The following is a 12571-nucleotide window of genomic DNA, read 5'->3' as shown; positions in this document are numbered from 1 at the left end:
ATGATAAATCTAAACGGTATGAAGATATTTTATTTTTATTGTGCTGAAGTCGCAGAAGGGACCGGCGCTGGTACAGGAACCGGCGCAGTTTCAGATGTCTCCTCTGCAGGCTCGGCTCCTTCAGCAGGTTCAGCTTGCGGCTGCTGAGCAGCCATCAGTTCAGCGACGATTTGATCTGTTGGTTGGGTAAGCAGCGCATACATAATCGCAGCCTCTTCCTGACGAATCAGAGGTTTGCGGGAAAGTAAATCAATGGATCCATCTTCCAGCACTTTTACCTCAGGTCCATGGATACCAAGCTTCGCCATCATCTGAACTGCTGGTACAGCCCATGGGTCCGTGTGTCCCGCAAGTTTGACATCCGTGAACAGTTCACTAGGATATTGCAGTTGCAGAATTCTCCACATCATGACCATGGCTTCCTGTCGGATAATTACTTGATCCGGCTTAAACTGCTGTTCGTCCTTGCCAGTAATCATACCCATTTCATATCCAAGTTGAATATATCCGGCTGCTTCATGGTCTGCCCAGTCGGTGCCTGCAGGAGGTGTTGTTTTGCTGGGCTTCAATCCACTCAGTTTAAGCGTGTTCTCAATAAATTCAGCTCGTGTCACAGCTGATTTCGGTTGGAAAGACTTGTTAGCATCATTCTCATAATATCCAAGAGATTGTATGGCATAGATTGCTTCAGCATAAGGACTGTTCTCACGAACATCCCGGAAGCCCATAGGCTTTTGTCCTTTTTTCTCATAACCCATAGGGTTGAGGTAAGGTTCCTTCATGTATGTGGTGCCATCTGTATATTCTTTGAATGCTGTGAATTGACCGGTCAATTCATCTTTGAAGAGATTATCTTCCACTTGAATCAGGTTGCGTTGACCGAGAAAAACGTCCGAAACGCTCAGTTGTCCAGGCTCTGTACCAGCATTTTTCAAAGAGCTGACGATCGTGCTAATTCGTAGATCCGCGTACAATCCGGTGAAGCGTTGCAGCTCAGCTGCAGATTGCGGCGTGTATTCCTTGAACTGTACAGGCTCTGCATATTGCGGGAAGAAACTTTGAATGAATGCCGGGTAGAACAGATTACGAAGTGCTCCATTTTGATTATACGTCAGGAAAACGCCTGTATTTTGCTCGGGAATAAGGAAGAGATACGAGCTGAATCCGGTCAGGTCGCCTCCTTTTGTAATGATACTTGGATTACTTCCTGCTCCGGGAAGCTGAAATGCAGCTTCGAATCCATACGTGGTGTTTGGTAACAGTGGATGAATGGATGAACGGTACTGTTCCATGCTTTCCACCGTGGATTCCTTGAAAATTCGCTTATTGTCCTTCACACCATCATTCAGGAACGCAATCATGAACTTCCCGATGTCCTCAGCGGTAGACAACATGCCACCTTGAGGCATTGGTGTTGGAGAGATGGTGTACAGATCAAGCGGATTGTGTGCCGCATCATAGCCTGTAGCTAGCTGCTTTTGGAACTTTTTGTCCAGCATGAAACTGCTGTTACCCATTCCTAGCGGTTTGAAGATATGTTGTTGCATGTAGGATTCAAAAGGCTCGCCGCTTACATTTTCAACAATCATGCCAAGTAGCAAAAACGAGAAGTTATCGTACATGTAGGCGCTACCAGGCTCCCGAACGACAGGAGGCATATGTTGCTGTGCGTAATCCTCCATCGCTATGTACTTGTCAAAATCAGTATGGATGTCTTCCTGCTGCGGATCACGGATCTCGAATCCGGTCGTATGGGTGAGCAGGTTCTCCACAGTTACAGGTTTGTCAAAAGGATTATCGAATTCGAGCCCTTTCACATAGGTCTGAAAATCAGCTTGCAGATCAACCTTGCCTTGCTCGACCAGCTGCATAACAGCTGCTGACGTGAACGTTTTGGAGACAGAGGCTATACGGAAGACCGTATTTTTCGGATCGATCGCTGTTTTACTCTCCACATCGGAGAAGCCATATCCTTTTTCCGCCAGTACTTTGCCATCTTTCACAACAACCACGGAGGCTCCCACATAATGGGGCTTTGCCTCAGGTGAATCGAAGAAAGAATCCAGAAATGCTGTAGCCGATTCAGTTGTCAGCGCTTTCGTCTTTCCCTGTTCAGCAACTACTGGAGTCGCGGTCTCCGCCTGAACTGCGGGTACCCACAGACTGAGAGACAGAACCACAGCCATAAAAGCGCCTGTTAGGGAGGTGAACCTGAAACGGGTCTTTCGTTTGGATAAATGCATGCAAACACTCCTTTATGAAAATATTTACAAAATAGTTACCTACCCATGTATTACTGATTACTCGCCCGATAGGTTTCACGATAATAGATTCCGATGTTGGCAATCCAGATTACAGAGAGCACTACAATCGGGAATGGAGCAAAGGTAAAGAGTATCGAATATAGAACCATAGAGACCATTCCAACACCAAGAAGTACATTCATCATCTGAAAAGAACGATAGGCTGCGCGATACACGATCCATTTCTCACCTTCATCTAATTTCTCGAAGTGATCTTTTTTCATATTGCGCGAGTTCAAATCCAGCGCACGATCAGGGAAATAAAGGTTGTATCGCTTCACAGTCAGAGTTTGCACGACCACAACGATGATAATAGAGATGCACGAAGCAACAAGATTCAAGAGGTTAAACAGTTCTGGAGAATTCGGCATGGTTCGGTTGGATGCATACAAGGACAAGGCAAGTGCTGCCCAGGTAAACGTAAGAATAACACTGAATCCGCTGAGTATCATCGCTTTTCCGAGGGAGCGCTCTGCGGGAGAGATGAGTGAATCGGAGTCTCCATATGCATCATCTTCCATGGGAGGGACAGATGGCGTGCGGGAGAGACTGAAGATGTTCCACACCGTCATAACTACCACAAGAGCCGCCAGTATTGCGAATAAAAGATCATAGTCATAATACACGGACAGCGTCCAGTTCAAGTCAGAAGGGAGTTTACTGACTCCGCTAGCTCCCAGAAAACCAACTACAGCGCCACCTGCTGCATACAAGGGAAGACGCAACCGCTTTTTGATGGACGAGGATGATGAATTTTTCATTTTAATCTCCACCTTTCAGTTCAAAGATTTTTTCGACAGGTTCACGAAATACATGTGCTATTTTTAGTGCCAGAACGACCGACGGAGAGTAATCTCCACGCTCAATCAGGGCAATGGTTTGACGGGATGCACCAATGAGTTTGGCCAGTTCCGCTTGGGATAGCCGGTCTCTGGCTCGTAACTCCCGAACGTGATTGTGTAATTCTTCCACTTGCTCACCTCCATGAACCTAATGTACATGATATTTTACTAAATGTAAACTATAATATACAAAATGTTAAAGATAATTTACCTGTTTGCGATGAGATTGGTCATGAAAAAGAGAGCCTGGCAGGCTCCCTTGGATGATTATTTTGTTGCCGGAAAAGTTGTCGGAAAAGTGAAATCAAGATGCATCTGCACACGGCAGATGTTGATTCTGTTCCTCTGCCTTCCGAAGTAACATTCGGAAAAAGATGAGCGCTCCAAGCCCCATCAGGATATACAGACCAGCCATCGCATAGGAGGGCAGAAAGGCTCCAATAGTTAACCCAATACTGCCGAGGAGGGCAGCAACGTTGTAACTCAACCCGTCAGCAGCCATATAGGCAGCACGGTCCGAATCTGGAATCATACCCGCGAGCATGACCAGACGAACAGGGGCGTACATCAATTCTCCAATGGTCAGCAATATAGCGGAGAAGATAAGTAACCAGGCCCAGTTGCTGAAAGCAAGTACGGTGAAACCTGCGGTATAGAGGAGCATACCGACAGTCATGATAGATCGGGACTGGAAGCGACCTATCCATTTGGAGAATGGAATGGCAACTAAGGCGACCAGTACGGTGTTGATGACCATGATGAGGCTGAACATATGCAAACCTGAGATATCTGAGCCGAACAGTTGAGCGGTGAATTCTTTTTTTAGACGAACAGCGATGTATTTATCCAACTGAAATTCCAGGGAGACTGCAAGTACCGTAGCCGTGAAAAATATCATGAAACGTTTGTCCTGAAAGACGGCCCAGTACGTTTTCAGTATGTTCCTCTGGATGGGAGCATCGGCCTCCAATGCTCTGGTGGATGGGCCGGAATTATTGGATTGATCTTCACAATCGTAAACGCGTTTATCCATTGTTTCACGAATCATAAAGATCAAAATAAACAGGGTAGCTAGGCTTTCAAGGCATACCAGACTGAACAATAGGAAACGAAATGATTCGAAAAATAGTCCGCCCATCAGTGCGCCAAAGGTTACAGCAACGTTTGTTGTCCAATATTGCAATCCATATACATAATGACGTTCATGTTCACTGCTCACGTCGACAATCATGGCATTAGCAATCGGCACGGTGATCCCTGAACTGAGACTACTGAGCAGAAACATGAGACAAGTGACAATGATCGAATCCATCCAGGGCGAATTGGCGATGGCCAAGCCGAGTAGAGCCATGACCTGGAGACTTTGTGCGATCACCATCAATTTCTTCCGTCCAATCCGGTCAGACCAATATCCTGCCCACAATCCCACAATCATGGACGCCACAATATTGACAGTCAGCAATAACCCTGCCAAACCTGCGCCAATCTGAATACTCAGATAGATCGCCATGAATGGAATGATGGACTTTTGGGTCAGATCCGTGAAAAAATCAGTAATGATACGTATCCTGATGTTAGGGTGCAAATCGGCGTATTTCATAAGTCGTTTTTCTTCCTTCCCACTGGTCATGTTGATGTTACTGAGTATAATGGAGGAAAACCTGAAGAAAAACAGTAGAAGTATCCGGATGGATTTCGTATTTTAGCAGAAGGGAGGACATATATGGACGTATCAGAACATTACATTCAACTGCGATTAAACTTTCCACATGTGCATGATGAACAAGAAGTATATACAACGGTAGGTGAACTCGCCGATTTTTTATGTTGTACTATGCGCAACATGAACCTCATTATGAACAAATTCAAGGAGAACGGGTGGGTCAGGTGGAACCCGCAGCGTGGCAGGGGCAAAAAATCGATGCTGGTATTTTACATCCCGTTGCTTGAAGTGGCGCGTGAACGGTTCGATTATCTATTGAGTGGCAACAGGATGGAGGACGCCTATGAACTGGCCGCCGCTTTGCCAATTACGATGCGAGAACATCTGATGCAGCAAATGCAGACTCAATTCGGTCTGCGTTCGAATGAAGGGGACAGAGGGCGAGTGGATACTTTGCGAATTCCGCAGAATACACCTTTTAAGACTCTCGACCCAACGCAGACGGGGATGTGGGGAGAAGTTTTCATCATTGCAGAGGTCTTTGATCGTCTGGTTCGTTATCATGCTGAACGCCAAGTATGTGAGCCGAGTCTGGCTATAGCATGGGAGAGTCATGAGGACGGAAGGGAATGGACCTTTTATCTGCACAAAGGCATACCTTTTCACCATGGAAGGATACTGGATGCAGAGGACGTGAAGTTTACCTTTGATCGCATTATCTCTGACAAGAGTAACCCGTGCAGGCCTCTGTTTAGTTCCATTGGGAGCATAGAAGCGTATGACCAGTTGACTGTACGTTTTGTGTTGAATAAGCCCAACTTCATGTTCCCGGATCTAATGAGTAGTATGTCTGCATCTATCCTGCCTAGAGATGTGGAGATGAACCCGCTCCATCCGATTGGAACAGGACCTTATCAATTGACTCGTCATGATTCGAAGCTGCTCGTGCTTGAGGTGTTCCCTACCTATTTCAGAGGGCGGGCTTATGTGGATCGCGTTGAAGTGTGGCAGCTCCCCCACTCGGGAAAAGCGGAGTCCATCATCAAACATGATTTATTTCCGGATGTACAACCTCGTGCTGTACAGCATGAGATGCAGGGCGGAGTGTATATGACGTTTAATATGCAAAAGGAAGGGCCGCAGCATGATGTGAATTTTCGCCGGGCTGTTCAACAGCTATTGAATGCGCAGGAGTTGTCGGAAGCACTCGGAAGCCCGAACACGCAGGCTGCTTATAGTCTGATTCGAGGACGAGTACAGAAGCAACATCTTACGGAGGGTGCGGATCAAGGGGAGCTATGGAAACAGCAATCGGAACAATCGGATGGTTCGGTCACACCTGAAACAGTACTTTCTGTCGAGACCTCACTGGCGCGGGCCTCAGTATTATTGCGTCGTAGCTCTTACCAAGGGCAAAGTTTAAGTCTGTGGGTGGAAGAAGGAGAGAAGATGGAGGCAGATATGGTCTGGTTTGCAGAGAGATGTAAACAGATTGGCCTACATATTAACATTATCCCGGGAGATCCGGTTCATGCAGTCTATCAAGATGGATTCAGGGATTGTGATCTGATCTATACGGGAGAAGTGTTCGATGATCATATCGTGCTGAGTCTGGTGACGATGTATACCTTCCAGAACACGTTATTCCTGATTGCGATGAATGATTACCGGAGACATGAACTGGAACAGGAATGTGGACGAGTGGTCATGATCCAGGAACCTGCGGAGCGGTTGAGTAGATTGATTCGGCTAGAAGATCGACTGATTCAGGAGGCGTTGCTTCTGCCCACATACAGCTTCAAGGAAGAACACGCCCATCATGATTCGTTGCGAGATTATCGTCTTGCGGGGTATGGTCTGCCTGATCTGCGCAGATTGTGGGTGAAGAGAAGCCCTGGTGCCGAGGAAGAGGACACGAGTTATCCGGTGTATATTCCGTTGTGGTAGGTATGGCTACCACAACGGAAATGAAGCAAGTGTTCTCTATATAAATTGAATTAAACATTTATACAAAACGGAGAGGACAGAAATAACCTGAAGAATCAGAGCGTTCGCCTTTATCCCCGGATTTTCCCTTTATGAAAAGAAATCAAAGAAATCTGGGGATAACAGCGATCAGAAGGTTGTTCTGTCATCGGAGTGACCAGTGTAAACATTCATTAGTTTAATTTATATAGGTTCTGATTATTTACGAAACCCTAATGAATTCAATAGGCTTTGTCCCCGGTTCAAGCAACAAAGGAATGGAGATGGATTGTGCAACTTCTGATGATTCATTCAGGGTGAACGTATATGTGATCTTCAGACCGAATAACACAAATTCGACGGAGAACGTATCTTTTCCGGTGTATTCCATGGGCATTTCAATGGCGTTAAAGGTTGCCTGCAACCCGTCCGTTGTCTCCTGAATAGACATCTCGCCATAACCAGGATGCGTGTAAATACCCGCATAAGCGGTGTAAGGACGATCACAAGGTGTAATGTGAGGTTCTTCAATTTTTTCCTCAACGGCAGTGTCTGGTTGAATAGGTACTTCCAAAGGATTCTCCGGATTAGCCTCCGTGTCTGCTGATTCTTTCCCCATTAATTTTCTTAATTTGGAACTCCAATTAACGGGCTCCAATCCAAGCAGTCGGTCCATGATATGAAAAGCAACCGTATACGGAATTATACTTCCGTGGGTATTGCTCAGAACCACGATTCCAATCTGCTCCTCTGGCAAAAAGGCAACTTGCGATGCAAAGCCATCAATAGCCCCACCATGATGAATCATGGCATGTCCACGATAAGGCTCAATCATCCAACCCAGACCATAGGTACTCACAGGCAGTTCTTGGCTTATGAACGGCGAATCACTGGGCATCTGAGGACTATGCATAATCTTCATCTGTTCCTTAGATATCAATGACGTTCCTTCCCATTGACCTTGATGCAATTGGAATTGAAGCCATGCAATCATATCGACTAGATTGCTGTTAATGGAACCAGCAGGTCCTATGGCATCAATGGCTCGAAAAGGTATTCTCGTATTCTGACCATCCTTCTCCATATAAGGGTAAGCATAGTCAGGCTGAAGTTGCATTTCTTCAACAGAGAACAGACTTGAGTTCATACCCAGCGGATTAAATAGGGTCTTCTGAACCATCTGCTCCCACGAAGTTTCATTGAGCTGTCCAACCAGATAACCTGCCGTCATGTACATTAGGTTCTGATACTGCCATTTGTTTCGGAAATCCTGATTCGGCTCCAGATACTGTAATGTACGAACAAGTTCTTCTCTTGTACGTGGGGAGTTGTACCATACCAACTCATGCCTTGGAAGACCCGAACGATGACACAGCATGTCGCGAATAGTTATACGTTCTGTTGCGATCGGATCGAACATCTGAAAATCTTTCATATAAGACTTCACAGGGGTATCCCAGTCGAGTATCCCCTGATCCACAAGCAGAGCAGCGGTTGCTGCGGTAAAGGCTTTGGTACTTGAACCGATGGCAAACAACGTATTAGGGGTAACTTCAAGTTTGGACTCCAGGTCACGATAACCGTAGCCTTTTTGCCAGACGACTTCATCCTTATGGATCACAGCCACCGCTGTGCCGACACCATTCCATAATTGAAGCTGCTCGTCGATGAATTCATCCAGTCCTTCCAGTGATGTGCGAAGCTTTGTTTTCGTCATACCTTTTCCCTCCCAATATTCAACAAAACGAATAATATCCTACAATTTACTATGCCTTTTCTGGATAAAGTTAACATCCTCCCCGAGACTGATTTTGCGTAGCAATGCCGTATTAACGGACTTCACCGATTGCTTGTCAAACTAGTCCGCATATATCGAACAAGTCCCTCATAACATGTACTAATCAAGTAGGGGTTCTGCTGCAAGCACAATCCTGAAGTGAAAACATGTGCTAAAGGGGATGATGTCATGCGCCGAATATCATGGATGCTTGCCATGGTATTGGTCTTATCGGCCTTACTTGCCGCCTGCGGGAAGAAGGATGCGGCAGCTGTGGTCAAAGATCTGAACGAAGTCGTAGGAGAGATGGAAAGTTACCAGGGGGCAGGCGTGATGACGCTGCATACCGGAGATACGCCGCAGCAGTACAAGGTCGAGGTATGGCATCAGAAGCCTTCCTATTATCGTATTGCGTTAACGAATGCCAAAAAGGATGTAACACAGATTGTACTGCGTAACGATGAAGGTGTATTTGTTTTGACGCCGAGCCAGAACAAAAGCTTCCGTTTTCAGAGCAATTGGCCAGATAACCAAGGACAGGTATATCTCTATGAAACATTGATTCGGAGCATTACGGGAGATACAACCCGTCAGTTTGCGGATGAGAAGGAGAGCTATGTTTTTGATGTAGCTGCCAATTATAATACACATGCACTCGTCAGACAGAAGATCTGGCTGAACAAAAGCGATTATGCACCTAAACAGGTGGAAGTATCCGACTCCAATGCCAATGTTGTGGTCGATGTGAAATTTGACTCCTTCAAATTTGGGACTGAATTTGAGAAAGATGCCTTTGACATGCAACGTAACATGTCAGCAGCTACAGAAGAAGGTGGCAAAACAGGAACGGACTCCGGTGTGACTCCTGCGGAGCAAACCGGTAATGAGAGCGGTAAAGAACCTGCCAATCCTCAGACTGCGCCGGAACCTGACGGAGCTGTCACTGATGGACAGACAGGTGTAGGTGGGGACACAGAGCAGCAAGGTACAGAAGGTGCTGCAACAGGTCAGGAAGGCGAAGAGCCAACACTCGCAGAACCGGAAGGGGCAGACAGCTTCGGCGTGATTCAGCCAACCTATGCGCCGGAAGGTGTGCAGCTCAAGGATGATCAGATTCTGGAAGAGGCGGGAGACTATTCGGTTATGCTTCGTTATGAAGGAATATATAATTACACCATATTCGAAGCCAGACCGCAGGATCGAGCTGTGTCGCTTGCTCCATCCAGTGTAGTGGATCTTGGATTCACACTGGGGATGATCAGCGGAGATGCATTGAAGACACTGACATGGATGACAGATGGTATAGAATATCGGATCACCAGTGCAGACCTGCCTCAGAACGAAATGGTACGCATTGCAACTTCGATGCAGGAAGAGTCAGGCAAATGATTTTTGAACAAATGAACGAATAGTAGCATAAACATAAGGAATGCTAAGAAGCATCGGAGACCCGTTCTCCGGTGCTTTGCTTTGATGTAAGACAGGTATTCATCTGGCGCCGTTTTTCTTACTCGATACACCCAATAATGCAAAATGCGCTTCTACGCAGAGGGAACCGGGTAAATAATCGATATAAGCAGATTTTGCTGGGGTGGAAAAGTGGAATTTAACCCTGCCAATCTCGCTTATTGGTCTTCTTCTGTGTTCGCATTTGTTCCTCAAACGGCGCACCTTACATCTGTTTTTGAATGCGAAACTTCGGTTCATTTGACAGTCACATGCTGGAGCATTACGATGGAGTCTGACGTGAGCCGGATTAAGATGATTAGAGAAGGTGACTTAACGTGCAAGGACAATATCGGCCGACCCAAGCGGACATCAATTTGGATCATTTGTGTACTAACGTAGAAGCTTTCCGCGAGGCATTGCCTCAGGGCATGAAATTCCTCGCCTGTGTGAAGGCCAATGCCTATGGACATGGAGCGGTGGAGACGGCTAGAGAACTGGAACGAGTGGGTGTGGATTACTTAAGTGTGGCTTTTCTTGACGAAGCTCTGGAACTGCGACAACATGGGATTACGATTCCAATTCTGGTACTGGGTTATACGCCGCCTGAAGGGATCGCTGTTGCATGGCAACATGATGTGACCGTCACACTGTTCAGCAGGGAAGTGCTTGACGCCATTCGACATCTGGATGCGAGCACATTCGCTAACAAACTGAAGGTTCATATTAAAATCGACAGCGGCATGGGCCGATTAGGTCTGTTGCCTGGCGATGAGGCATTGGCTTTCATTCAGGAAGTAGCTTCGCTCAATCAGGTGATGCTGGAAGGCATGTTTACCCATTTTGCCAGAGCAGATGAAGAAGACAAAACCTATACACTGGAGCAGTATAGACGGTTCCAAAGCGTGGTTCATGCGCTCAGGGATCAGGGATGTTCCATCCCGATTATACATACGGCGAACAGCGCCGCTGCCATTGATACACCGGAATTGTCCTATGACATGGTACGTGTGGGAATAAGCCTGTACGGACTGTATCCTTCGGCTGAGGTGAATCATCAGGTGGTGAAGCTGTCCCCGGTATTGACGCTGAAGACAAAAGCGGTTCTGGTCAAAACACTGCCACCCCATTGGGGGATCAGTTACGGAACCCGTTATTTTACGCAAGGGTACGAACGAATAGCGACCCTGCCGCTCGGATATGCAGACGGATTCTCCAGAATGCTGACAGGTAAAGCACAAGTGCTTGTACGCGGCCGCCGCGTCCCTGTCGTCGGTACGATCTGCATGGATCAGTGTATGGTGTCGTTACAATCTTTCGCGGAAGAGGCGGAAGAAATTCAAGTCGGCGAAGAGGTTGTCCTCATCGGTCATCAGTCTGGTGGCGTAATAACCGCAGACGAGGTGGCATCCCAGCTCGGTACGATTGCTTATGAAGTGATCTGCATGATGGCGCACCGCATTCCGCGGGTATATACCCGCGGGGGAGCAGTAGTCGCCAAAATTAATCCACTTTTGACATCCTGACAGGTAAACTGGACGTCATTCCCAATAAACTTTTTTTCAGAACAGAAGGAAAACTGTCGGAGCATCTCGAATTATGTATGACGGTAAGGATTTAATTCCTGAATTGAGATGTTTGGTCTGTACGAATATTGTTCCCCGTGTTTATAATGGAGTACAGCATACTTGATATACTCGGGGCATATATATTCCTTTGTATAAAAGTTCTGGAAAAACGTAATACTGGTTCACAATGGCGAAAGGTTTGTGGGGGTGGAAGAAAGGTGGCCAACTTGCAGAACACCAAGCGGATCATGATCAGTTTACCTGATTATCTTTTGCAGGAAGTGGATGGCATCGTAGCGCTGGAGAATTCCAACCGCAGCGAATTGATTAGGCAGGCTATGAAGCTGTATTTAACGGAGCGTAAGAAACGTTACATCCGTGAAACGATGCAGCGAGGGTACATGGAGATGGCAAAAATTAATCTGACCATGGCATCCGAAGCCTTTCATGCGGAGGAAGATGCGGACAGCACTCTGGACCGCTTAGTTAGCGGGGTGTAGACATTGATCGTAAAACGTGGTGACGTTTTTTTTGCGGATCTTTCTCCCGTTGTCGGTTCCGAGCAAGGTGGAGTCAGGCCGGTTCTGGTGATCCAGAATGATATCGGCAACCGGTTCAGTCCAACTTGTATTGTGGCGGCTATCACCGCCCAAATCCAGAAGGCAAAGCTGCCAACGCATGTTGAAATTGATGCGGCGGCACACGGCTTTGACCGGGACTCGGTTATTTTGCTCGAACAAATACGGACGATTGATAAACAGAGGCTGACTGACAAGATTACCCATCTGGACGAGGAGACCATGAAACTGGTCAACGAAGCCTTACAGATCAGCCTTGGTTTAATCGATTTTTAAGGCAGCAACCAGTGTCTTGTACGCTGCTCTGCCGTCCGTTGGCAATGGATGTTCCTGTAAGGGAACACACTGAATTCAGACTGTAACCAAAAGAGCGTATGACAACCTTCGGGCTGTTATGCGCTCTTTTGATTAAAGCTTGATGAAAGCGTA

10 protein-coding genes are annotated in these 12571 nt (G+C 46.8%); 5 read left to right on the top strand and 5 right to left on the bottom strand.

The window, feature by feature from the left end; all coding sequences use genetic code 11:
- Nucleotides 1-35: 35 nt before the first annotated feature.
- The 4 genes from MHI14_RS24210 to MHI14_RS24195 all read right to left on the bottom strand — a co-directional run bounded on the left by MHI14_RS24210 (nucleotide 36) and on the right by MHI14_RS24195 (nucleotide 4745).
- Complete coding sequence (locus MHI14_RS24210) at nucleotides 36-2243, bottom strand: serine hydrolase (RefSeq protein WP_133386761.1); 2208 nt, start codon at nucleotides 2241-2243, stop codon at nucleotides 36-38.
- 50 nt (nucleotides 2244-2293) lie between these two features.
- The gene (locus tag MHI14_RS24205; protein ID WP_133386762.1) at nucleotides 2294-3064 is read right to left on the bottom strand and encodes a DUF3169 family protein; all 771 of its coding nucleotides are present in this window, start codon (nucleotides 3062-3064) and stop codon (nucleotides 2294-2296) included.
- 1 nt (nucleotide 3065) lies between these two features.
- Nucleotides 3066-3275, bottom strand: coding sequence for a helix-turn-helix transcriptional regulator (locus tag MHI14_RS24200; RefSeq protein ID WP_017690042.1), 210 nt, complete (start codon nucleotides 3273-3275; stop codon nucleotides 3066-3068).
- A gap of 174 nt (nucleotides 3276-3449) precedes the next feature.
- A complete protein-coding gene (locus tag MHI14_RS24195) occupies nucleotides 3450-4745 on the bottom strand; it encodes an MFS transporter (protein ID WP_165980367.1) in 1296 nt (431 codons plus the stop codon).
- Between the two features lie 123 nt (nucleotides 4746-4868).
- On the opposite strand from MHI14_RS24195, the gene MHI14_RS24190 reads away from it, so the two are divergent.
- A complete protein-coding gene (locus MHI14_RS24190; protein ID WP_133386764.1) occupies nucleotides 4869-6755 on the top strand; it encodes an ABC transporter substrate-binding protein in 1887 nt (628 codons plus the stop codon).
- 241 nt (nucleotides 6756-6996) lie between these two features.
- Here MHI14_RS24190 and MHI14_RS24185 read toward each other — a convergent pair whose 3' ends face one another.
- Nucleotides 6997-8490, bottom strand: coding sequence for a serine hydrolase (locus MHI14_RS24185; RefSeq protein WP_341131400.1), 1494 nt, complete (start codon nucleotides 8488-8490; stop codon nucleotides 6997-6999).
- A gap of 249 nt (nucleotides 8491-8739) precedes the next feature.
- Here MHI14_RS24185 and MHI14_RS24180 point away from each other — a divergent pair, with 249 nt between their 5' ends.
- From MHI14_RS24180 to MHI14_RS24165, 4 genes are all read left to right on the top strand, one after another.
- Nucleotides 8740-9939 (top strand): outer membrane lipoprotein-sorting protein, encoded by a 1200-nt coding sequence (locus MHI14_RS24180; RefSeq protein WP_133386766.1) that lies wholly within the window; start codon nucleotides 8740-8742, stop codon nucleotides 9937-9939.
- A 395-nt stretch (nucleotides 9940-10334) separates the two neighbouring features.
- Complete coding sequence (alr, locus tag MHI14_RS24175) at nucleotides 10335-11522, top strand: alanine racemase (protein ID WP_133386767.1); 1188 nt, start codon at nucleotides 10335-10337, stop codon at nucleotides 11520-11522.
- Nucleotides 11523-11782: 260 nt separating this feature from the next.
- A complete protein-coding gene (locus MHI14_RS24170; RefSeq protein ID WP_017690037.1) occupies nucleotides 11783-12064 on the top strand; it encodes a CopG family ribbon-helix-helix protein in 282 nt (93 codons plus the stop codon).
- Between the two features lie 3 nt (nucleotides 12065-12067).
- On the top strand, nucleotides 12068-12418 hold the full coding sequence (locus tag MHI14_RS24165; protein WP_024630714.1) for a type II toxin-antitoxin system PemK/MazF family toxin: 351 nt from the start codon (nucleotides 12068-12070) through the stop codon (nucleotides 12416-12418).
- The last annotated feature ends 153 nt before the right edge of the window (nucleotides 12419-12571 follow it).

The sequence above is a fragment of the Paenibacillus sp. FSL K6-2393 genome, from assembly GCF_038002545.1.
GTDB lineage: Bacteria > Bacillota > Bacilli > Paenibacillales > Paenibacillaceae > Paenibacillus.
The sequence above is the reverse complement of the archived record's forward strand: the minus strand, read 5'-3'. Positions and strand labels throughout refer to the sequence as shown.